The organism is Nitratidesulfovibrio sp. SRB-5, from assembly GCF_019931275.1.
Lineage (GTDB): Bacteria > Desulfobacterota > Desulfovibrionia > Desulfovibrionales > Desulfovibrionaceae > Cupidesulfovibrio.
Genome location: NZ_JAIOTY010000001.1, coordinates 229,439 through 251,772, shown reverse-complemented (window position 1 = coordinate 251,772; position 22,334 = coordinate 229,439). Strand labels below are relative to the sequence as shown.

Genomic DNA, 22,334 nt, shown 5'->3' with positions numbered 1-22,334 from the left:
GCGTAATGCCGACCACGGCCTGCACGGCACGCCCTTTGCCCTGCCCCGCCCTGTCCCTCTCCGGCTATTTCGGCTTCTGGCTATTTCAACTTCTGGCAGTGTTCGCAGAATACCGTGGTGCGCCCGGCCACCTTGCCCGTGGCCAGCGTGCGCCCGCAGGCCACGCACGGCTGCCCGGACCTGCCGTACACCCGGAAGCGGTTCTGGAAGGCCCCGGCATCGCCGTGGGCATCGCGGTAGTCGCGGATGGAACTGCCGCACTCGGCGATGGATTCGCGCAGCACGTCCACCAGATGCCCGTGCAACACGCACAGCCGCTCGGGCGAAAGCTCCCCGGCCTGCGCATCGGGCCGGATGGACGCCCGGAACAGCGATTCGTCGGCGTAAATGTTGCCGATGCCCGCGATGACCGTCTGGTCCAGCAACAGCGCCTTGATGCGCCCCCGCCGCCCCCGGAACAGCGCCGCGAAGTCCGGCGCGGCAATCTCCAGCGGCTCCGGCCCCAGCGACCGCCAGAAGTCCCACGTGGCCAGATCCGCGTCGGACAGGGTGCGCACGTAACCGAACTTGCGCGCATCGTCGAAAAACAGCCGATTGCCGTCATCCAGCCCGAAGACCACGCGGGTGTGGGTGTTGGGCGCCACCTCCGGCCCGTAGACAAACAGCCGCCCGGTCATCTTCAGATGCACGCCCAGCAGATGCGGCTCGCGGTTGCCGCCCGCCGCGCCTGTCGCGCCTGACGCGCCTGTCGCGCCTGACGCGCCTGTCGCGCCGGACGCGCCGGAACCGGCCATCTTGCCCGCCGCGTCGCGGCAGGCCATCAGGTCTGCCGCGTCTGGCGGAACATCGGGCGGAGCATCGGGCGGAACATCGGTCCCCTTCCCGGCGGACCGTGCCGCATCCGTCCCGCCCGCTCCACCGCCCGTGGCATCCGGGCCGCCCGGCGGGGCCAGTTCCATCAGCAGCAACTTGCCACGCCGCCCCACCCCGGCAATGACACGCCCCGGCACGCACCGGGCGAACGCCGCCGCATCGCCCTGCACCGTCCCTTCGTTGCGCACCGAAACGGACACGATGCGCCGCCCCGTCAACTGGGGCCGCAAACCGCAGGCAATGGTCTCCACCTCTGGCAACTCAGGCATGGGCAACTCCGCGTAACTGGCGTGCGATGAACGAAAAACGCCGCATCGGCACACCATAGGCACGCCGACGCGGCCTGTCAGCAGGCCCGCGCATGACGGGGCGGAATTGGCGAGGGAACAGGGAAGGCCGCATCCCACCGCGTGGCACAGCCCGCGAGGGCGTTTGTCCCGGCGTCATCATCTTTCCAGCCCAAGGCGCGACCTTGCGTTTGGCGCGGATTTCGTGCCGAGAGCAAGGAAGGCGGCCCTGACGTGAGGGCGCATAGCGGCAATCGTTATGCGCGTCTTCGAGCATTACGAGTGGCGACCGCAGCGCGCTCTTCTCGTATTCGCCCGATACGTCAGGGCCGCCTGACGCAGCTATCGGTCGGAAGACGCGGCAAACGCTAAGGGCAGCCCATCCGGTCGCAGAGATCTCGAATCGCCGCCACCACCACCTGCGACCGGCTCATGTTCCAGTCGGCGGCCACGGCATCCAGCTTTTCCTTTTCCTGCTCGGTCATGGTCAGGGTTACCTTGACCACCCGGCGCGGCTCCAGACGCACGGGCACCATGAACAGGGCGGCACCGGCGGGCGGGGCCACGGGCAACCGGTCCGGCGGGGTGGGTTCGGGCAGGGTTTCGCCACGGGCCAGCAGCCCGCGCACGTGCTCGGCCAGCGCTTCCTCGGCCACGCCATAGGCCTCGCACAGAGTATCGGCACCCACGTCGCCGGGGGCGGCGTCGGGAAAATCGGGAAAGTCCACGGCGAATCCGTCATCGCCAAGGGGGGTCAGCACGGCGCAATACAGCATTCCATCCTCCGGCCGGGGTATCCGGCGCATGCTCGCGGATTGTGCTTCTGATTTGTGGCGTCGGCACCCGGATTCCCATGCCCAAAGGGGGCGCAGTCCGGTACGGCGTGTCCCGCTGCTCCGGCGCATTGGGGGTATTCGGGGCGGCGCAATCAAACTCCAATTCGTCCGATTCCGCAACGCAACCCTCCCCTGCGCAGTCGCCATCCGTGGCCGAAACGCCATGGGACGGGGGCAGCGCGGGCGGCTGCGGAAAATTCCTACTTCAGGCCGGGTACGGTGAGCACCCGTTCCGCGTCGGCATCGCCGGGGCCGCGCACGGTAAAGCGCACGTCCTGCCCGGCGGCCACGGCTGCCGCGCCCGCCTCGTGCAGCACGCGCATGGAGTCCACCGGGCGGTCACCCACGCGCAGGATGAGGTCGCCGGGGCGGAACCCGGCGCGCTCGGCCACGGAGCCGGGCTCCACCTGCTGCACGCGCGCGCCGTCCGCTTCCTGCTGCAACAGCAGTCCCAGCCGGGGCCGCGCGGGGCCGCCCGCGGCGGGCATGGCGGTTCCGGGCATGCCGGGCATGGGGCGCGGCGGTTCCGGCTCGGCCCGGCACACCCAGAAGATATCGGCCTGCGCCGCGTCGGGCGGGGTGTCGCCCTGTCCGGAAGCGGGAGGGACGGGAGCGGCAGGGCCGACAGGAGCGGAGGAAGGGGAGGAAACATTCGCGGACGCACCAGCGGGCGCGCCCTTGGCGTCGGTCACCGGGGGCCCGGCAGCCGCATCCGGTGCGATGCGCCACGGCATCACCAGCAGCACGCGGGCATCCGGGTCCAGCAGACGGATGCGCCGGGCAATGCCCCAGCCGAACTCCACATGTCCGCCGCCCGCCAGAATGACCACCGGGCCACCGTGGGCCACGCGCACCCGCACGGCCTGATGGGCCATGGCCGAATCCCACAGCGACTGCACCAGCAGGAACCGTTCGAGGGCTGCGGCGTCGTTGTCCGCTGCCGGGACGGGGCCAGCCACGACAGGGCCAGCCACGGTAGGGGCAGACGGCGCGACAGGCGGCGCGGCGGGCACGGCCAGTGCCGGATTGGTGGCTGGCGCACCCTGCGGCGCGGCGGGGGTTCCGCCCTGCGGCGCGGCATCCCTGGTCACGCCCTTCGCACCCTCGGCCCGCCCCGCCCGCATGGCCGCGTGCTCGCGGAAGATGGCGGTCAGCGTGGCGCGCTGTTCCGGCGCGGGCGCGATGATGGACGGCGGCAGCCAGCCCCGGTCGGCCTCGGGCACGGATTCCAGCCCGCCCCGGCTCACCTGGCGCACCACGCGCTGCGGCACGTTCAGGCCGTGCACGGGCAGGCGCGCCCAGTCGGCCACGGCGAACACGGGCTTATACAAGGCGAAGTCGTAGCCCCAGGTCTTCGGCCAGTCCAGGGCATCGGAAAGCTTGTCCAGCAGGGTGGCCCCCCGCGAAAACTCGTCCAGCGCGGGCTGCCCGTCGCGGGGCACCATTTCAAGCCCGATGGCCGGGCGCGCGCCCTCCGCCAGCAGGGCGGTGATGAACGCGGCCTGCGCCCGGTGGTCGCACGCGCTGGTGTGCGATTCACCCAGCAGGATGTAGTCGTGGCGCAGGGCCAGCCGGGCGGCGTCCGCCGGGTCCATGGCGCGGATTTCGCCCGCCGGGGACACCGTCACCAGCGTGCCGTCGGGCAGGCGAGGGATGGTCATGCCCATGCGCGCGTCCCCCGGTGCGGTTGCGGTCGCGGTCGCCCTCGCCGGTGCTACAATGGGCGCACGCGCCGTGCCGCCGCTGTCGGACGGCCGCGCCACGGCGCAGCCGCCCGCAAGCAGCACGAGCAGAAGCAGCGGCACGCAGGGCAGGAAACTTCCCGCCCCGCGTCCGCTCATATGCCGGGTTCCGGCTAGTCCCATACCCGCTTGTCCTCGATGGGACGAATCTGCGGGGGCAGGGTGCCGGGCGCAAGGATCTTCAGTTCCGGGCGCAGCTTGATCTTCTCGCGGAACTGGTGGAGCAGTTCGTCCTCGCGCTTGAAGTTGCTGGCCTCGATGAACAGGGTCATCTCGTCGATGCCGCCGGGGTTGGTGACCTCGATCTGCCAGCGCTTGATTTCCTCGAAGCGCGACATGACCTGTTCCACCTGGTGCGGGTACACGAACATGCCCTTGATGCGCGCAGTGGTGTCCACGCGGCCCACGATGGAGCCAAGGCGCGGGCTGGTGCGGCCGCAGGGGCAGGGCGAACGGTCGATGTAGGACAGGTCGCCGGTGGCCAGACGGATCAGCGGGTAGGTCTTGTTGAAGGCCGTAACCACGATTTCGCCCACTTCGCCGTCCTTCAGCGGAATGCCGGTGTCCGGATGGCAGATTTCCACGTAGCAGCGGTTGGCGATGTGCAGGCCGGTCTTGTGGAAGCATTCGTAGCCGATGCAGCCCACGTCCGCCGTGCCGTAGCCCTGGCGCATGATGAGGTCGAACTTCTTCTCGAGCTGCGCGCGCAGCTTTTCGGAGAATTTTTCGCCGGTGACGAAGCCCACTTCAAGGAACAGGTCCTTGCGCAGGTTCATGCCCTTTTCCTCGGCCTTCTGGGCAAGGTGCAGCAGGTAGCTGGGCGTGCCCACATAGCCCGACACGCGCAGCTTGGACATGATCTCGAGCTGCGTGGCCGCGTTGCCGGGGCCGGCGGGCACCACGGCGCAGCCAAGGTTGCGCAGGGGTTCCTCGAACATCAGGCCCGCCGGGGCGAGGTGGTAGTTGAAGGTGATCTGGGCCACGTCGCCGGGGCGGAAGCCCACGGAATAGAAGGCTTCGGTGTAACCCCAGTAGTCGTCGGCGCGGTCTTCGGGGTCGAAAATGGGACCGGGCGACAGGAACACGCGCTTCAACTCGCCCAGGTCCTTGGTCAGCAGCCCGCCAAGGCGCGGCCCCATGGACTGGAGGAAGATGAGTTCCTTCTTCTTGAGAATGGGAATGTGCTTGAGGTCCGTGAGGGTCTTGAACTTCTCCACGTTGAACTGGGCGCGGTCGAAGCGCTTCTTCACGTCCTCGGAATAGCGATAGGCGTAGGAAAGCAGGTCTTTCAGCTGGATGAGGTAGTATTGCCTGCGTTCGCTCTCGTCGAGCACTTCGCGGCGGCTGTAGATGCCTTCGGTACGGTCCTTGCGGGTCATGCGGTGGGCTCCTTGGTATCATGGCGTGCGGTGCGCGCGGCCCCCGGAACAGGAACGCTGCGCCCGATGCATTTGCAGGATTCGCCCATAGCCCGCGCGCATGGGGTTGGCAAGAATATTTTTTTATCTCCTTTCATACCTGCATGATACAGAATTTTACACATGTTGATTATGCTTGTGGAAAATTCGACTCTCGCCGCAGTACGATGAAAGAGACACCATTGCGGCAGGTTACCGATGAGTGTCCGGCAGATGTCCGGGTGTTGGCCGGGGCCTCGCCATTGCGCGGCCAAAAAAATGATAACAACCATCATGATTACAGCATGATGCACTTGCACCAGTGTTCTCTTTCGGGAATGTGACCCCGATCACGACGGGCGCTACGGACCTACGGTAGCCTGCACACTTCCGGGTGCGGCGTTTCGTCCTGCGGCGCCGCCCACCCCACACCCTTCTGCCTGCGACCACACCATGGACTATTTTCGCAAGATGTGCGGCTGCGGCCGCGACAACTGCCGCCCCGGCCTGCTGGGCCTGCTGCCCAAACCTGATGTTTCCGAAACCCTGTGGTCGTTCATCGGCGCGCTGTGCGGCATCGGCGTGGTGGCGTGGCTGTGCGACCGGGTGGCCTCTCCGGGCGACGGCTTCGTGCTCATCGGCTCGTTCGGAGCCTCGGCGGTGCTGGCCTACGGCGCGCCGGGCGCGCCCTTTTCACAGCCACGCAACCTGCTGGGCGGGCATGTGCTGTCCGCGCTGGTGGGGGTGTTCGTGGCGCGCAATCTGGGCGTGCCGGGCCTGGCCGGAATGCCGGGGGCAGAGGCGCAGGTTCTCTCCACCGCATGGCTGGCCCCTGCCGTGGCCGTGGCCGCCGCCATCGCCCTGATGCACCTCACCGACACCCTGCACCCGCCGGGCGGGGCCACCGCGCTCATCGCCGTCACCGGCAGCCCGCAAATCCAGGCGCTGGGCTACAAGTACGCCTTGGTGCCCGTGGCCGCCGGGGCCGCCGCCCTGCTGGTGGTGGCCCTGCTGGTGAACAACATTCCGCGCGGGCGGCGCTACCCCAGGCACTGGTGGTAAAGGGCAGGGGCGGTGGGGCAGGAGGTGGGGAACGCGCGGAGCTAGTGGAGACTGAAGACGACTGGCGGCGACTGGTGGCAAAGGGCCGCACGGTTGCCACGGCGATGCGGGCGGGCTAGACTGGCCGAGCGCCGATGGCGCGTCGCGGCAAGACTGAAAAGCCTGCGCTCCCTGACCGCGTCAGCCCCCGCCACCGCAGGAGTCCCCGTCACCGCAGGAGTCCCATGGAACATCACGCCCCGCCCCCCAACGCCGATACCCCCGGCCCCGCCCGTCTCCTCTCCGCAGCCCATCCGCTGGCGGGCCGCGTGGCCCTGGTCACCGGCGGCGCGCAGGGCATTGGCCGGGGCATCGTGGAACATCTGCTGGCCTGTGGCATGTGCGTGGCCGCCATGGATGCCGACGCCGAGGCGCTGGCCGAACTGGCCGGGGCATTGTCCCCCGCGTTGGCCGCCGAACTGACCGCCGACAACGACGCTTCGTTACCCGCGCATCCGGATGCCTCTGCTACGCCCGATTCCCCAACATTCCCCCTGCTGACCCTGCACGGCAGCGTGGCCGACCAGGCCGACGCGGACCGCTGCGTGGCCGCCACGGTGGCCCGCTTCGGCGGACTGCACCTGCTGGTGAACAACGCGAGCATCGCCAATCCCCATTCCGGCCCCGCCGACGTGGCAGCCATGGACATGGACCGCTGGCAGCGCATGCTGGACGTGAACCTGACCGGCCCCATGCGCATGGTGCGCGCCGCCGTGCCCCATTTGCGGGCCTCGCGCGGGGCGGTGGTGAACATCGCCTCCACCCGCGCCGTGCAGTCGGAACCGCACACCGAGGCCTACGCCGCGTCCAAGGGCGGACTGGTGGCCCTGACGCATGCGCTGGCCGTCAGCCTTGGCCCGGAGGTGCGGGTGAACTGCATCTCGCCGGGCTGGATAGAGGTGCGCCACCTGCGCAAGGCGGCCCACCGTGAAACGCCGGTACATACGGATGCCGACCGCGCCCAGCACCCCGTGGGCCGCGTGGGCACCGTGCGCGACGTGGCCGCGCTGGTGGCCTTTCTGGCCGGGGATGACGCCGGGTTCGTCACAGGGCAGAACTGGCTGGTGGACGGCGGCATGACCCGCCGGATGATCTACGAGGAGTAACCCCGCATGTACGTCGGCCTGCATACCGCAAGCCTGCCGCAGGTACTGGCGGAAGCCCGCCAGCGCATCGTGCTGCACATGGCCCTGTACGCCGAATTCGGGCGCATGCCCGCGCTGTCCGAGGCGCTGCGCACCGCGCTGGCCCAGCCCACCTTCCGCCGCTTGCAGATGATCACCGTGCCGCTTGCGTCGCGCCGGAACTGGGTGGACGAATTCCTGCACGCCCTGCGCCCGGACCTGACGGCGGTGCAGATGGAGCACGAATTCGCCGCCTCGCGCGACTTCATCGTGCGACTGGCCGCCCGGCACGAAGGGCTGGTGGAGGTGTACGAAACCCACGCCCTGCCCTGCGCGCCGTGCATCATCGTGGATGACCGCATCCTGTTCGGCCACTACGCGCACAGCCCGGTGCCCATGGAACAGGGCTTCTGGTTCAGCGTGGCCGCGCCCATGGACGAACTGTTCGCGTGGGCCGAAACGGGCGTGCTGCCGCGCGACGCCACCCCCCGGCACCGGGCGGCCTTCCGCTTCGTGTGCGACTGCCGCAACGCCATGCGCCAGGCCAAGCGCATGCTGCTGTAGGCGGAAAGGCGAAGGGCGAAAGAGACGGCAGACGGGCACGGCATGGCACGCGATGCGCACGCCTGCCCTGCCTTCCGGAACCGGGCAGGAACTGGTCCGACACCGGTCCGACACCGGGCCGACACCGGGCCGACACCGGGCCGGGACCGAGCCAGCGCGGGACCGACACTGGACCGGAACCGGGATGCAGAACCGGGGATTTTCAGCCCCCTGCTCCCCGTCCGGCGAAAAAATCATCCTTGCGACAAAAAGTGCTTGCCAAGCCCGGCCATTTTGCCTATTCAGGTTCTCCGCGACGCCGAGGTAGCTCAGTTGGTAGAGCAGGGGACTGAAAATCCCCGTGTCGGGAGTTCAATTCTCTCCCTCGGCACCACGAATTCAAAGGCTTCAGCTTAACAGCTGAAGCCTTTTTCGTTTGCCGAATTTTCCCACCACATTTCCCGCACTTTTGCCTACAGACCATCCACCTCGGGCTCGACAGAACAAAGAAAGGCCGCATCCAACGCGCAAAGCGCCGATGCCCGGCCAGATGGCCAGAAAATGCCCTTAGCTGCCCAAGGCCGCTCTCGCCGCCCAACCCGACTCCTCCCGTGGCACCCCCGGCTTCGAAGGCAGCCTTTTGCCCTGGCGACACAGATCCGGTTGCAGCGCATACCCCCCGAGGCAGGAACCGATGTCCGCCACACATCCGCCATATATCCGTCACTTTCCAGTCCGCCTGAAAAAGGGAGAGTACCGTATTGCCCGGCGGGCAATGGCAGCCAACCCACCTCCGAACGGATTCCAATACACATCGCTACCCATTCAGCCTGCAAGCCCCACAAGCCAGTTACGAAAACCGCCATTGAGGTTGAGTCGCGATGATTTTCGCTGTAACACCCTAGCCCCAGCGGGCAGGTGCAATTTGCCCGAAATACCGCCAAGGCGGATTGATCGAAGATATGATTTTCACTTCCCTGTCGTTCATCTTCCTACTCCTGCCCCTCTTTCTTGCCCTTGACATTTCTGCCCGAAGCGCCAACTCGGGAACGTTGCGCAATGCCGCAATGCTCTTCGTCAGTCTGGTGTTTTATACATGGGGAGAAGCGGCCAATGTCTTTTTGCTTCTTGCACTTGGCGTGGGCAATTACGTAGCCGCAACTCACCTGAATAGAAGCAAGAATCCACGGGCCTGCATGGCGCTCTTTGTGGCAGCCAATCTGGCCGTACTGATTGGTTTCAAATATGCGCACTGGCTTTTATCGTTCATCCTGCCAGCCTTAGACGGCAAAAAAGCATCCATGCCGCTGGGGATCAGTTTCTTTACCTTTCATGCCATCAGCTATCTTGCAGACGTATATCGTCGCCATATTCAACCAGCAAAGACGCCGCTTGATTTCCTTACCTACTTCTGCATGTTTCCCCACCTGGTCGCCGGACCCATCGTGCGCTATGCTCAGGTGCAAGATGATCTTTCCGCACGCGGGCCAGACAAGGCGCTGTTCTCCTTCGGGCTCTACCGTTTTCTTGTGGGGCTCAACAAAAAGGTCATTATCGCCAACTCGGTTGCCGTTATGGCGGATTCCGCCTTTTCCATGTCCGGACCTGGCAATCTGCACTTCTTTGATGCCTGGCTTGGCATCGCAGCTTATGCCATACAGATATATTTCGACTTTTCAGGATATTCCGACATGGCGATAGGGCTGGCCGCCATGGCGGGGTTCCACTTTGAGGAAAATTTCCGGCGTCCGTATTCCAGCACCAGCATTCGGGAATTCTGGCGACGCTGGCATATTTCGCTTTCTTCATGGCTTCGCGACTACCTTTACATTCCCCTAGGAGGGAGCAAGAAAGGCAGGCAGGCTACCTACATAAATTTGTTGATCGTCTTTTTCCTCTGTGGGTTGTGGCATGGCGCGAACGTCACCTTCATTGTGTGGGGGCTATGGCACGGCCTGTTTCTGGTCATTGAACGGCTCCCCGTCGGGCACCTTCTTGGAAAAATGCCGACGCTCCTTGCCCGCGCCTACACCCTGGTCGTTGTACTGGTGGGGTGGGTCTTTTTCCGCGCAGAGAATATTGGTGCCGCCTGGACATACCTGAAAGAGTTGTTCGCATTCTCTCTATCTCCGGTTACCTTGACATACCACACGGCGGCATGTGTGGCCCTGGCTGTGGGCGGGGCTCTGTGTCTGCTGCCGGACAAGTTCCTTCCCGATCCCACAAGCCACAAGGCTTCGGCATTTCCCGCCAGCGCATACTGGCTGCAGGCATTGTTGGCGGTAATTTCTATCGCCTTGCTTCTCACAGGGGCGCGCAATCCTTTTATCTACTTTGATTTCTAGATGACGGCCATGAACAAGTTTTTTATGTCCTGCCTGCTCGCCGCACTCCTCTTTATTGTTCCTGTCGCCGCTTTTGTCGTGCCGGAAACGGGCAATCTGGAAAGTGAACGCCGAAAGGTTGCCACATTTCCGGAATTGCCGTCACAATTTCGGCCCAGCCGATTCAAACGGTTCTTTCAGGGCATTGATTCCTTTTTTGCGGATCATTTTCCTTTACGGTCACATTTGCTGGGGCTTTCAGTGGCGTTGCATGAGCTTGGCGGCGAAACCCTGGACATGGACAAAGGCTATCGAGGCAAAGAAAACTGGCTGTTTCTTGGCAACAGCTACGGGCGCTGTGTGGACAAACTCACAGGCAGGATTGAACTTTCTGGAGAAAATCTGAAAAGGCAAACTGAAACCTATGTGAAGATTCGTGACGCTGCGGAAAAATACGGAGCAGAGTTCTTCCTGTTCATCGGGCCGAACAAATCCAGCATCTACCCTGAATACCTGCCACCGATAGTCGTGCCAGCCAAACGGCGCTATATTTCCCCTCTTGTGGATGCCCTGAGCGAAACCGGGGTCAAGGTCTACGATCCGACGACACGTCTGCATGAGGCAAAAACCTCTGGCATCCTCTATTACAGAACGGACACCCACTGGAACACCCGCGGGGCGCATGTAGCATTTGAAGGCTTTAGAGAGTGGGCCGGGCTGCCAGCCCTGCCAGCCTATTCCTTGGCAGAAGGCCCACCGAACCGCGGCGACCTGGTGGACATCGGAGGGTATCGAAGCTTTCCCCTGTCCGCTGGGGACAACTTCACACTGCGCTGGAGTGTTCCTGCGGAACTTCGGGAAGAAGGCGGACTTACCAAGAATATCAATGCCGTCAGCAACAAGACGGCATGGGTGTTTGGGGACTCATTCACCGAAGCACTCAAACCGTACATTGCAGCAGAATTCAAAGAAGTTCGATTCTTTAAACATGCCGAGTTCGAGGAATCGCTTTATTCTCAACCTTCCAAGCCGGATATAATTCTTTGGGTTATAGTTGAAAGAAATTTTACCCAATAAAATTTGTAGATATTTGCAATTTTGCGTCATTGCACCATTGCCTGACTCTCTCATGTCATCACGTTGACGAAACCGTGACCAGGTCGCAGGCTGGGGCACTGCGCAGCAGTAACCACCAGAACACACGGCGCGCCAGCCTTACCCCGCCGAATATACAGTCGGAAGACCGCGCGCCCGACTGATTGCTTGTCCTTATTCCAGTACATCCGAATTCTCCAGGACCAAGGCAACCTAGTCGTAGAATACCGACAGAAAATAAAAATCCACCAGCATAGCCGGTGGTATTTCATATGTGCCTGGCAGGCCCTGTTACCCGTAGCGCCTGGCAGGCGCATTTATGATCTGGCAGCTGCATAGCTGCTGCTTGCGGCCCGTAAACGGGCTTCCGGGATAGGGCAGGAACAAATGGCCATCAAGCCTATCAGAATCTAGCTTATCCTTGATGCATTCATGAATATTGCGGGGTGTTCTTTCCTATTACACCAACACAACAGGCACGATACCAGAATTCCTTGTTTCTACACTTGAACTTGAGATTGCCAAGCTGGCCATGCAGCACTGAAGCATCTTTGCCCTTCAGGCTCCTCACCATTCCGGACACGCTCATCTTCTTGGACATTTCAATCCGCATATGAATGTGACCCTGGAAGCACTCCGCCTCTACCATATGCCCCATTCACTCGCGCAGCCTCCTCAGCATTTCCCCTGTCGGTCGTTTCGTTTCACCACGGTAGCCTTTTCCCTTCTTGCGCTTCCCGCCTTTCGTCTGCCTTTTCCGGGTGCCCCGCACCCGCACCATCAATCCAGCCCGGACAACACCCTGTTCACGAACGCCCTGGTTTCGGCAAACGGCGGCACCCCGCCGAAGCGTTCCACGTTGCCGGGGCCCGCGTTGTACGCGGCAAGGGCCAGTTCCAGCGAGCCGAAGCGGTCCAGTTGCTGGCGCAGGTAGCGGCTGCCCGCCTCCACGTTGGCCTGCGGATCGAAGGGATCATCCAGCCCCAGTTCCTGTCCGGTGGCGGGCATGATCTGCATGGGCCCCCGCGCCCCCTTGGGGGACACGGCCCCCACGTTGAACCCCGATTCCGCCCGGACCACGGCGGCAATGAGGCGCTCTTCCAGCCCGCTCAGGCGGCTGGCCCGCGCAATGATTCCGTCCCAGGCGGGCATGGGCAGCCTGCCTGCGCGCACCCGCTCCACCATCACCAGCGGCACCATGCGGGGCAGGGCCAGCTTGGCTGCGTCCGGCGACAGGGCATACACGTCCATGCGGTCCAGCAGGTTTTCCGAAGGGGGGTGCCCGGCAGGGGGCAAAAAGGCGACGGGGTGCGGCACGGGTCGCGCGCCAAGAGCGTCCACCTTGGCAGCGCCCGCATCCGCCCCGGAAATGGACCCGTCAGCACGGGAAACTGACCCGGTCGGACCCTGCGGGGCGGACTCTGCCGCTGGCGGCACCGCAACGGGCACCGCACGCACATCGGCAGGATACGCACCCTGTGTCCCGCCCGGTATGCCTAGCGGCATAGCGGACTCCATGGGGGGCGCCACGGCGGGCACCTGGGGGGATGATGCGGAGGCTGCTATAGCGTCCCTTGCGGCCCCCTGCCCAACACCGGACCCGATGCCAGGCCCTGAGTCGTCAGTGGTCCCGGGACCGACGGGCGATGCTACAGGCGATGCGGCAGTTCTCTCAGGCGATGCGGCAAGCCTGCCAGAGGATGCGGCAGGCAATGGCGCAGGCCCCCCGGCGGGTGGAACGGCAAGCGTCGCCCCCTCGCCAACCGGCCCTGCCGGGCCGGGCCGGGCACGCAGCGGGACAAGGCGCACCGCCGCGCGTTCGGAGGTGGTCACTTCCTCCTGCAGGATTCCCGACCCGACGGGCGCAGCCGGGTCCGCCGCCGCCACGGGGATGGCCGCAAGCAGCAGGGCCGCCAGCAGCAAGGCCACAAGCAAGAGGGCCGCCGCAAGGGCGGGCGCGCGGCCGGTCCCGAAGGCACCGGACCCTCCACCCCGCACGTCATTCCGGCAGGGCGAAGTAGAGTTCGATGCAGTTGGATGCGTCATGGTAGCTGTAGCTGTAGTGCCCCACCATGGACTTGATGAGGTGCACGCCCAGCCCGCCGATGGGCCTGTCCTCCACGCCCAGCGCGGTGTCCGGCTCCGGCGCCTCGCTGAACGGGTCGAAGGGCGCGCCCCAGTCGCGCACGGCCAGGCAGAAGAACGGAACGCCGTCCAGACGCACCATGCGGCAGCCCACCTCGGCCTTTCCCGGCTCCCCGGGGTAGGCGTAGCTGAACACGTTGACCAGCAGTTCTTCCGCCGCCAGTTCCACCTGCGGCAGCAGCGCGGCCAGTCCCTCTGGCATCTGCCCGGCGATGAACTCGTTGACGGCCCCCAGTTGTTCAAGGCTGGCCGGAACCGAAAGCGTGGCCATGCGAGCCTCCGCGCCTAGGCCAGGGCGGCCACGGCGGCGTCCGCCGTCGGGTGGATGGACAGCATTCCCGTGAAGCCGGAAATGCGAAACACCTCGCCCACCATCTCGCCGATGCCGCAGAAGGCCAGCCCCACCCCGCCCGACTTGCAGGCCTTGAGCAGTCCGAGAATGCCGCGCAGGCCCGCCGAGCTGATGTACTCTATGCCGCCCAGGTCGATGACCAGGCGGTTGGCCCCGGCTTCCAGCCGCGCGCGCCACGCCTCGTCGAAGGCGGCCACGGTGGTGGCGTCCATGCGGCCCGAAAAGGCAAGAACGGTCACCCCGCCCCGGTCGGTACTGGTATGTTGCATCGGTGCTCCGTATGGCGCGCTGGCGCCGGTTACTTGTAGCTGAGCAGCAGGCCCTGGCTGATCTTCAGCCACCCGTCCAGGGTGACGAACAGCAGCAGTTTGAAGGGCAGCGAAATGGTCATGGGCGAAACCATCATCATGCCCATGGCCAGCAGGATGTTGGAAATTATCAGGTCTATGGCCACGAAGGGCAGGTACAGCAGAAAGCCTATCTGGAAGGCCTTGGTCAGTTCGGAAATGGTGAAGGCGGGCACGAGGATGAGCAGGTTCTCGCGCCGGATGGTGTCGTGCCGCTCCTTGGGCCAGATGCGCTTGGCCGTGCCCATGAACGCGGTAATCACCTTGTCGTCGGCATTGCGCGAAAGAAAGTCGCGCAGGGGGGGCGAGGCCCTGTCCAGCAGTTCCACCACCTCGCGCGGCTCCGGCTGTTCGCTCACCCGCACCGTCTTCAGGATGTCCAGGGTGCTTTCCACCATGGGGGCCATGATGAAGATGCTGAGGATGATGGCCAGGCCGTTCATGACCATGGCGGGCGGCACCTGCTGCACGCCCAGCGCGTTGCGCACCAGCGAGGTGACCACCACGATCTTCACGTAGGAGGTCACCATCATCAGGAAGAACGGCGCAAGCCCCAGCAGCGCCATGCCCGCTATGTAATAGAGCGGCATGGTGCCGGTCACGGCCTGTCACCCTCCCCAGCCTGGCCCATGCGCAGCACCTGCACGCCCAGCGTGCCGCCAAGGTCCACCAGGCGGCCCGTGCCCACGGCCCTGCCGCCCACGGTCAGGGTGACCGGGCCCAGCGGGTCGGCCCCCAAGGCAAAGGTGTAGCCGGGGGCCAGCGCGGCAAGGTCGCCCACGGTCATGGGGCGGCGCTCCAGTTCGAACACCACGGTCACGCCAAGGGCGTTCACGTCGATGGACGTGGCGGCTGCCGCAGAGGTCCCTTCCGCTGCTGGCGCTCCGGCTGCCGCTGCGGAACCTGCCGCATCTGAGGCGGCATCCGCCGCCGGGGTGCCGTCGGGTTGGGGGGTGGGCGTGGTATCAGACATGGTGGTCTCCATGGGGGTTGCGTCGTTGCGCACGATGTCCAGCACGGTGGCCCGGCCATCGGCCACGGCGCACGGCACGGTCAGGGTCGGGGCCTTGGCCTGGGCCGGACCTGCGGGGTCCGTAACGGCAAGGGTCAGGCGGCCCCGGTGGGCCGGATAGTCGTCGGGCAGCAGGATGTCGCCGGGGGCAAGGTCGGCCAGTTCTGCGGCGGCAAGGCACATGCGCCCGGCCTCCACCACGGCGTCAACCGGCAGGTGGCCGCGCGCCTCGTGCCGCTGCGGCAGGCGCAGGCACTGTTCGGCCAGCATGGCCGACGCGGCGTCGGAAAGATGCAGGGTCAGGGGCACGGGCGTGTGCCCGCCGTCATCGCCGGGCACCTCCAGCAGCAGGCCCACCCGGCAGGGCAGATCCCCGGCAGGTTGCGCGGCCTCGGCGTCACTGTCACCGGCAAGGGCCTCACACGTCACCGACGTGCCGAGAAAGCGCCCCAGCGCCTCCGCCAGCGGCGCGGCCAGCAGTTCCACCACCGCCAGCCGTACCTCTTCTGGCAGGGCGGCGGCGGCGGCCTGCGCCAGTGCCGGGTGCAGCCCCAGCGGCAGCCCCGGCCCCACGTCCAGCCTCCAGGCATGTCCGCCGCAGCGTACCCGCAGGCCGTACTCCGACGCGGGGGCTTCCGGCGGCAGCACCGGCACGGAAAGGCGACAGGCGGCCAGCCCCACGGCAACCGGCCACGGCTGGCTGCGGGTGCACAGCACGTTGAGCAGCCGCGCCGCGCCCGGCGCCAGCGGGTGGGCCGCAAAGGGTTGTGGCGCGGCGGCCTCGGGTTGGTGCAGGTGTTCAGCCACGCCGTCCTCTCTGGTTGTCCGGGTCGTAGTCCATGTAGCCCGCCGACCTGCGGTCGGCGTTGCCGTCGTCCTGCCGGGCGTTGTCCGTCACCTCCACCCGCACGCCGCCCTTTTCCAGCTGGTCCAGCCGGGCCTTCAGCTCTGCGCGGGCGGCCACCAGGGTCTGGAACGAGTTGGCGTCGTCGGTGGCCAGATCGACCATGAGCATGCCGTCGGGGCCTCGGGTCATGCGAATTTCGGTGCCGGGCAGGGCGTCGCCCAGCAGGATGCGCACCTCGTTGCCGCCCGATTCGGGCGTGGAGACCAGAATGCGCTCGACCAGCGAGGAGGTCAGCCCGTCCATGTCGGCGGGGTCGGCGGGGGCGGAAGCCTGCGCGGCGGCCTGTGCGCCATCGGCCCCGTCGGGGCCGACGCGGCGGAGCATCCCTTCCATGGCCCCGCCCAGCAACTGGAACGGCGATGCGGACACCCCGTCGTCCATCTGGTCGATGTCGTCGCCGCCCTTGCCGCCCTGTTCGGAATTCCTGCGGTCGTCCTGATTGCGACCGGCAACCCGCCTGTCGCCCGATGCGTCCCGGTCACCCCGGTCACCGGACACGCCGGAGCCGGGCTGACCGTCCCGGGTATCACCCATGGCCCGGTCGAAGGCGTCCACGTCGCGCTCCTGCGGCGGCGCATCACGCCGTCCGGCCGCACCCTGCGCGCCTGCCTGGGCGGCGGCCGCCTCGGCCAGCCTGCCTGCATCCACTTTCAGAAAATCGGCCATGGTGCTCTCCGTCACGCCATCCCGTCATCGTCGTCCGACGTGGTCACGGGCACGGCCTTGAACTCTTCCATTTCGATGTCCGCCAGCCGTTCGGTCTCGCGGCGCATCTCCTCGCTCCAGATGTCCTTGTGCGCCGCTATCTTGGCCACCTCGCGCCGGGCCTTGGCCACGGCGGCGCGCGCATCGGCCACGGCCTTGCGGCATTCCTCCACGCGGCGGTCGGCGTCGGCCACGGCCTGTTCGTGCCGCAATTCCGCCTGCGCCAGCGCCGCCAGACCCGCCTTGAACCGGTCAAGGTCCTCCATGGCCATGGACGTGCCCATGATGGCATCGTAGCGGCGTTCTTCCTCGCCGGGCCGCCAGGCGCGATAGCGCTCCAGTTCGGCACGGCGGTCCTCCGCGGCCTGCATCGCATCGCGCAGCACGCCTTCCGCCGTCATCAGGGCGTTGCGCGCCCCGTTCTCGCGAAAGTGGCGCACGTTCAGCAGCGGCTGCAACGGATAGGGCGTTGCCACGAACTATTCCACCACCTTGCGCAGGGCGGCCAGCGTGTCGTCGAACCCGCTGCGCTCGTCCAGTCCCTGGCGCAGGAAGGCGTTGACCGCGGCCACCCGGTCCAGCGCCTCGTCCGCTTCCTTGTCCGACCCGCGCTTGTACTCGCCGATCTGCACCAGCAGCTCCACTTCGGCGTACTTGGCCAGCACCTTGCGCAGCTTTTGCGCAGCGGCCTTGTGCTCCTTGTCCACGATGGCGTTCATGACGCGGCTGACGCTGGCCTGCACGTCGATGGCCGGATAGTGGTTGGCGGCGGCCAGCTTGCGCGAAAGCACGATGTGCCCGTCGAGGATGGACCGGGTTTCGTCGGCGATGGGCTCCGTCATGTCGTCGCCTTCCACCAGCACGGTGTACAGCGCGGTGATGGACCCCTTGTCCGAATTGCCCGCCCGCTCCATGAGGCGCGGCAGGGTGGAAAACACCGACGGCGGAAAACCGCGCCGCGTGGGCGGTTCGCCCGCGGCAAGGCCTATCTCGCGCTGGGCGCGACCAAAGCGGGTCACGGAATCCATCATGAGCAAGACACTGCGGCGCTGGTCGCGAAAATATTCGGCAATGGCCGTGGCGGTATAGGCGGCCTTCAGGCGTTCCATGGACGACCTGTCCGAGGTGGAAACCACCAGCACCGCCTTCTTGCGGCCTTCAGGCCCCAGATCGTGTTCTATGAACTCGCGCACTTCGCGGCCACGTTCGCCGATAAGGGCCAGCACGCACACATCCGCCGAACAGCCCTTGATGATGCTGGACAGCAGCGTGCTCTTGCCGCCGCCCGCCGCCGCGAAAATGCCCATGCGCTGCCCTTCGCCGCAGGTGAGCACCCCGTCCAGCACGCGCAGGCCAAGGGAGATGGGCCGGTCGATGATGCGCCGCTGCATGGGGTTGGGCGGCTGGGCATAGACGGGATAGCGGGTGCGCGGCTTCAGGGGCGGGCCGCCGTCCATGGGTTCGCCCAGTCCGTCCAGCACGCGGCCCAGCAGGTCTTCGCCCACGGGTATGGACAGGATTTCGCCGGTGGGTATGACCTCCGTGGCCGGTGACACCCCTTGCAGGTCGCCCAGGGGGGTCAGCAGGGCCACCTGCTTGACGAAGCCCACCACCTCGGCCCGCAGGGTCCAGTTTTCCCACGGGTTGCGCAGGATGCACAACTCGCCCACCTTCACGCCGGGCACCACGGCCCGGATGATGGTGCCCACCACCTGCTCCACGCGGCCGCGCACCTCTACCGTGGGGCCGCTGTGCACGGCCTCTTCCAGCAGGGATCCGATGTACTCAAAGGCCATGGCGGCCTCCCGCTGCGGCAGGCAGGGCGCGCGCCACGCGGGCGCGGTTAGCGGATCTTGGCATGAAACGCGTTCTCCAGGGCCTTCAGCTGGGTTTCCAGGCTGGCGTCCACCACGCCCAGTTCGCTTTCCAGCAGGCAGGCCCCGCGCTCCAGGCGGGGGTCGGCCACCACGTCGAGAAAGCTGGCGGAGCCGGGCGCGGATTGCAGCATGGCCCCAAGTGCTTCGGTCACGGCGCGCTCGTCCGCCGGGGCCACGCGCACCACCACCCGCTGCTGGCTGCGCACGGCCACCAGCGCGGTGCGCACGATGCGCACGATGCGCTCGTCGTCGCCAAGGTCGCCAATGACCTTGCGCACCGCCTCCGTCACCACGCGGACCACGGTTGCCTCGATGCCCTCGATGAATTCCACCGACGACATGATCGTTTCCAGCAGTTTTTCGGCATGTTCCAGCCGCCCCTGCTCCAGTCCGTCGCGGTAGCCTTCCTCCACCCGGCGGTCGTAGGCCTGCCGTGCCGCCAGTTCCAGTTCGGTGGCGCGCGCGCGGGCGGCTTCCAGGATGTCCTGCGCCTCGTGCAGCAGGGCCGCGTCGGCGGCCTTCAACACGCGTTGGCCGGGTGCCGGGGTCACGGCGTTGGCATTCAGTCGAAACAGGGCGCCCATTGCGGTCCAACCTCCTTCAAAAGCAGCTTCCTGAGGCCGAACCACACGCCGCGCCACGCGGCCTGTCCATGGTCGTCCACGGGCGCGTCCGCCGCGCCGAAGTCATGGGAAATACCGGGGCCGGAAGGCACCAGCAGGTCAGCGGGCCACGTCAGGCGCGCGCGCAGCGCATCGGGCCAGGCGTCGGCGCACAGGGCAAGGGCACGGGCGCCGTCCTCGCGGATGCGTCCGGCAAGGCCCGACCCGGTGCGTTCCGCCTCGCGCAGCGGGGCAAAGTGCCGCCGCACGCCGCCAAGCTGGTAGCGCCCCCGTTGCAGGCCATAGGCGTACAGGTCCGCGCCCAGTTCCGCGCGCAGGGCCAGCACGTCGTCGCGGCGCACCAGCCGCGAGAAATCCGGCGCATGCAGCGCCGTGCCGAAAAACAGCGCCAGCCGTGCCGCCTCGTCCGCATCCAGCAGGGCCATGCGCCGCGATTCCTCGGCAAAGTCCCAGAACGGCGCGGGGCCGGACGGGCTTTCGGGCCCGGATGAACGATCCAGCCAGCGCCGCACGCGCGGCGAACGCAGCAGGCCGTCCCCCGCGCCGGGAACCGCCGCATGCAGCAGGCCCAGGGCATCCCCGTCGCCAACGGCGCCGTCCCGCGCGTTGAACGCCATTATGGCGGCGAACAGCACGGGCTTGCGCCGCAGCACGTCGAGAAAGAAGCCCTTGTGCATGGTCGCGCCCTAGCCCTGTCCGCCCTGTGGCCCACGGGCCGCGCGGGCATCGCCCGACGCGGAACGCCGCGCGCCAAAGGCGATGAGCCCGGTGCGCGCCCCGGCAAACGCCAACCCGGCCAGGGCCGCCAGCAGGGTCACACCCGCCGCAACCAGCAGGTACGACGGCCCGCTTTCCGACGGCAGGGGCATGCCGAACAGCGTCGCCCCCTGCTGCATGGGCACGGTGACGGTTTCACGCACCGGCACCAGCATGACCGAAACCCTTTCGTAGTCCAGCCCCGGCACCGCCTTGGCCGCCAGTTCACGAATCTTCGGGATCAGATTGACCACCGGCGATTCCGGCCCGTGGCGCAGGAACACCGCCGCCGACGCGGGCACCCTGGTCTCGGACGCCGTTTCGCTGCTGGCCAGCACCACGTGCACGCGCGCGGTGAGCACCCCGTCGATGCGCGAGAAGGTATCGGAAAGTTCCTGGGAAATGGCGTAGGCAAGGCGCGCCTTTTCCTCGGAGGGCGAGGCGATCATGCCGTCGCCGGAAAAGACCTTGCCGAGGTTCTGGTACTGCTCGCGGGGCAGGCTGTTTTCACGCAGGATTTCCAGCGCCCGCACGATCTGGTCGCGCTCCACCGAAAGGGCGTAGCCTTCCTTGCCCGCCGCCAGCTTTTCGGCGGGTACGCCGTGCCGCAGCAGGGTGGCCAGCATGGTGTTGGCCTGTTCCTCGTTCAGCCCCTTGTACAGTTCCGCCTTGCAGCCCGTCAGCAGCATGAGCAGAAATACGGCCAGTGCCGCGTTGCGCAACCCGCGCGGGGCCTGGTGTAACATGCCGCGCCATCCGTTCATGCCCTTTCTCCGTGGTGCATCATCCCTGCTGTCTGAGCAGCGCTTCCATACCTTGCGAACCCTGCTGCGAAACCTGCACCCCGCTGGATGCCTGCACGCGCAGCATTCCCACCATGTATTGCAGCCGGTACAGTTCCGTCGGCGTGGCCTGCCCGCTGGCTACCCGGTCGAGCAGTTGCGCCACCTCGCGCAGTTGCCCGTCCGGCGTGGCCGGGGCATCCGCGCCCCGCGCGGCCTCCGGTCCGGATGTTCCGGCCCGTTCCGCCTGTTCTATCTGTCCCGCCTGTTCCGCCCGTCCGGCGCGTTCCACCTGTCCCGCGCCGTCGCGCAGCCCCCCTGCTTCGGCGGGGGGCGCATCCTGCACGCCGTCGATGCGCTCGGGCACGCCGCGCGTCCCGTCCGGCGATGCTGCCCGGGACGGATCGTCCACGGGACGGATGGCTGCCCCGGCATCGTCAAGGCGGACAGCCGCATCCGGATCTGCCAGACTGGCCGGGCCTTCCGCCCCCGGCACCGCAGGCTGGCCAAGCTGGCCCCCCTGCCCCGCGCCGCTTTCGGCAAACGGCTGGCCGCCGGTGGCGGCGTCACCGCCCAGGCCTTCGCCCGGCCCTGCGCCCGGCCCTTCCAGCGCCTCCAGGAAAGCCCGCACCAGTTCGGCGTCGGGCATGCCGGAAGGGCCACCGGGGCTGCGCAGTTCTGCCCCCTGCGACACTCCCAGCTTTTCCAGCGCCTCAAGCAACCGGCTGGGCGATGCGCCAATGCCCGCGATGTCCACGTGCGCCTCCGCATCCACTTCCGGAGCCGCCCACGGAGGCGCCCCCCATCAAGAGGGCGCGCACCGCGAACGCCGGAGCCGGACGGCTAGCCTGCCTGCGCCAGCAGCCCGCGCGCCATCTCGCCTGCGGGGCCATCAACGTCGGACACGGCCCGCAGTAGTTCCGCGGCCTCGTCACCGCGTCCGGACAGCAGGTACGACAGGCCCAGCAACGCCCGCGCCTCGGCATCGTCGGGCGCGGCCTTCAGCACGTCATCCATGATGATGCGTTCCGCTTCCTCGAACTCGTTGACCACCACGTGGCTGAGGGCCTGCCCGATGCGCGCGGGCAGAAAGCCCGGCTTCACGGCCAGCACGCCTTCGTAGACCTGGCGGGCTTCCGCCACCCGGCCATGATGGCAACCCGCGTTGGCCACGTCGAGCAGCCGTTTGATCTCGGCATCCGAAAACATTGGTTTCTCCTTTGTGCGACGGGAGCGATCCGAAAGCAGACCCTAGCCGGTGCGCTGCGACAGGCTCTTCAGCATGTCGGTCATGCTCTTGGTGACCGACGAAAGGGCTTCCAGCGCGGCATTGTACTGACCCATCTCGAACTGGATCTGCATCATGTCTTCCGGGCTGACCTGATCCTGACTCATCAGGTTTTCCATGCGGGCCTGGAGTTCCTTGCCCTTGTCGCCGATACTGTTCACGCCCGTCTGGAACATGCTGCCAAGATCGAGACCGGGCGCCTTGTTGCCTATGTTCAT

General features: G+C 66.6%; 24 protein-coding genes and 1 tRNA gene. 6 read left to right on the top strand and 19 right to left on the bottom strand.

Annotated features, from left to right (window positions below; all coding sequences use genetic code 11):
* Positions 1-80: 80 nt before the first annotated feature.
* The 4 genes from K6142_RS00975 to K6142_RS00960 form a co-directional block, all read right to left on the bottom strand.
* On the bottom strand, positions 81-1,142 hold the full coding sequence (locus K6142_RS00975) for an Fpg/Nei family DNA glycosylase (protein ID WP_190246061.1): 1,062 nt from the start codon (positions 1,140-1,142) through the stop codon (positions 81-83).
* A 386-nt stretch (positions 1,143-1,528) separates the two neighbouring features.
* A complete protein-coding gene (locus K6142_RS00970) occupies positions 1,529-1,936 on the bottom strand; it encodes a type II toxin-antitoxin system HicB family antitoxin (RefSeq protein ID WP_190246062.1) in 408 nt (135 codons plus the stop codon).
* 260 nt (positions 1,937-2,196) lie between these two features.
* Positions 2,197-3,663, bottom strand: coding sequence for a ChaN family lipoprotein (locus K6142_RS00965; RefSeq protein ID WP_411722681.1), 1,467 nt, complete (start codon positions 3,661-3,663; stop codon positions 2,197-2,199).
* A gap of 188 nt (positions 3,664-3,851) precedes the next feature.
* Positions 3,852-5,117: a phenylacetate--CoA ligase family protein gene (locus K6142_RS00960; protein ID WP_007526208.1), complete on the bottom strand. Its 1,266-nt coding sequence runs from the start codon at positions 5,115-5,117 to the stop codon at positions 3,852-3,854.
* 471 nt (positions 5,118-5,588) lie between these two features.
* On the opposite strand from K6142_RS00960, the gene K6142_RS00955 reads away from it, so the two are divergent.
* The 6 genes from K6142_RS00955 (at position 5,589) to K6142_RS00930 (ending at position 11,304) form a co-directional block, all read left to right on the top strand.
* A complete protein-coding gene (locus K6142_RS00955) occupies positions 5,589-6,197 on the top strand; it encodes an HPP family protein (protein WP_190245225.1) in 609 nt (202 codons plus the stop codon).
* 224 nt (positions 6,198-6,421) lie between these two features.
* On the top strand, positions 6,422-7,342 hold the full coding sequence (locus K6142_RS00950) for an SDR family oxidoreductase (protein WP_223290386.1): 921 nt from the start codon (positions 6,422-6,424) through the stop codon (positions 7,340-7,342).
* A 6-nt stretch (positions 7,343-7,348) separates the two neighbouring features.
* Positions 7,349-7,924 (top strand): hypothetical protein, encoded by a 576-nt coding sequence (locus K6142_RS00945; protein WP_015946076.1) that lies wholly within the window; start codon positions 7,349-7,351, stop codon positions 7,922-7,924.
* A 297-nt stretch (positions 7,925-8,221) separates the two neighbouring features.
* Positions 8,222-8,297: transfer RNA gene (locus K6142_RS00940), tRNA-Phe, on the top strand.
* A 568-nt stretch (positions 8,298-8,865) separates the two neighbouring features.
* Positions 8,866-10,248, top strand: coding sequence for an MBOAT family O-acyltransferase (locus tag K6142_RS00935; RefSeq protein ID WP_190245224.1), 1,383 nt, complete (start codon positions 8,866-8,868; stop codon positions 10,246-10,248).
* Positions 10,249-10,257: 9 nt separating this feature from the next.
* The gene (locus K6142_RS00930) at positions 10,258-11,304 is read left to right on the top strand and encodes an alginate O-acetyltransferase AlgX-related protein (protein ID WP_190245223.1); all 1,047 of its coding nucleotides are present in this window, start codon (positions 10,258-10,260) and stop codon (positions 11,302-11,304) included.
* A gap of 448 nt (positions 11,305-11,752) precedes the next feature.
* Here the strand turns inward: K6142_RS00930 and K6142_RS16695 are convergent, their stop codons facing one another.
* The 15 genes from K6142_RS16695 to K6142_RS00855 form a co-directional block, all read right to left on the bottom strand.
* Complete coding sequence (locus tag K6142_RS16695) at positions 11,753-11,971, bottom strand: transposase (protein WP_223290388.1); 219 nt, start codon at positions 11,969-11,971, stop codon at positions 11,753-11,755.
* 131 nt (positions 11,972-12,102) lie between these two features.
* Positions 12,103-12,639, bottom strand: coding sequence for a lytic transglycosylase domain-containing protein (locus K6142_RS00920; RefSeq protein WP_223290385.1), 537 nt, complete (start codon positions 12,637-12,639; stop codon positions 12,103-12,105).
* A gap of 682 nt (positions 12,640-13,321) precedes the next feature.
* A complete protein-coding gene (locus K6142_RS00915; protein ID WP_190245221.1) occupies positions 13,322-13,738 on the bottom strand; it encodes an ATP-binding protein in 417 nt (138 codons plus the stop codon).
* 14 nt (positions 13,739-13,752) lie between these two features.
* On the bottom strand, positions 13,753-14,088 hold the full coding sequence (locus K6142_RS00910; RefSeq protein WP_190245220.1) for an STAS domain-containing protein: 336 nt from the start codon (positions 14,086-14,088) through the stop codon (positions 13,753-13,755).
* 29 nt (positions 14,089-14,117) lie between these two features.
* Positions 14,118-14,768: a type III secretion system export apparatus subunit SctR gene (gene sctR, locus K6142_RS00905; RefSeq protein WP_015946072.1), complete on the bottom strand. Its 651-nt coding sequence runs from the start codon at positions 14,766-14,768 to the stop codon at positions 14,118-14,120.
* On the bottom strand, positions 14,765-15,985 hold the full coding sequence (gene sctQ / locus K6142_RS00900; RefSeq protein WP_190245219.1) for a type III secretion system cytoplasmic ring protein SctQ: 1,221 nt from the start codon (positions 15,983-15,985) through the stop codon (positions 14,765-14,767). Before sctQ ends, sctR begins: the two co-directional genes overlap by 4 nt.
* Positions 15,978-16,751, bottom strand: coding sequence for a type III secretion system needle length determinant (locus tag K6142_RS00895; RefSeq protein WP_190245218.1), 774 nt, complete (start codon positions 16,749-16,751; stop codon positions 15,978-15,980). The genes sctQ and K6142_RS00895 overlap by 8 nt, the downstream gene beginning before the upstream one ends.
* Before the next feature lie 11 nt (positions 16,752-16,762).
* Positions 16,763-17,266: a type III secretion protein gene (locus K6142_RS00890; protein ID WP_190245217.1), complete on the bottom strand. Its 504-nt coding sequence runs from the start codon at positions 17,264-17,266 to the stop codon at positions 16,763-16,765.
* 3 nt (positions 17,267-17,269) lie between these two features.
* Positions 17,270-18,586 (bottom strand): type III secretion system ATPase SctN, encoded by a 1,317-nt coding sequence (sctN, locus tag K6142_RS00885; protein ID WP_015946068.1) that lies wholly within the window; start codon positions 18,584-18,586, stop codon positions 17,270-17,272.
* 47 nt (positions 18,587-18,633) lie between these two features.
* Complete coding sequence (locus tag K6142_RS00880) at positions 18,634-19,251, bottom strand: HrpE/YscL family type III secretion apparatus protein (protein ID WP_190245216.1); 618 nt, start codon at positions 19,249-19,251, stop codon at positions 18,634-18,636.
* Positions 19,230-19,967, bottom strand: coding sequence for a hypothetical protein (locus K6142_RS00875; RefSeq protein ID WP_190245215.1), 738 nt, complete (start codon positions 19,965-19,967; stop codon positions 19,230-19,232). Before K6142_RS00875 ends, K6142_RS00880 begins: the two co-directional genes overlap by 22 nt.
* A gap of 9 nt (positions 19,968-19,976) precedes the next feature.
* Positions 19,977-20,810 (bottom strand): type III secretion system inner membrane ring lipoprotein SctJ, encoded by an 834-nt coding sequence (gene sctJ, locus K6142_RS00870; RefSeq protein WP_015946065.1) that lies wholly within the window; start codon positions 20,808-20,810, stop codon positions 19,977-19,979.
* A 19-nt stretch (positions 20,811-20,829) separates the two neighbouring features.
* Positions 20,830-21,585: a hypothetical protein gene (locus K6142_RS00865; protein WP_190245214.1), complete on the bottom strand. Its 756-nt coding sequence runs from the start codon at positions 21,583-21,585 to the stop codon at positions 20,830-20,832.
* Positions 21,586-21,671: 86 nt separating this feature from the next.
* Positions 21,672-22,037, bottom strand: coding sequence for a tetratricopeptide repeat protein (locus tag K6142_RS00860; protein ID WP_190245213.1), 366 nt, complete (start codon positions 22,035-22,037; stop codon positions 21,672-21,674).
* A gap of 42 nt (positions 22,038-22,079) precedes the next feature.
* Positions 22,080-22,334: an EscF/YscF/HrpA family type III secretion system needle major subunit gene (locus K6142_RS00855; RefSeq protein WP_015946062.1), complete on the bottom strand. Its 255-nt coding sequence runs from the start codon at positions 22,332-22,334 to the stop codon at positions 22,080-22,082.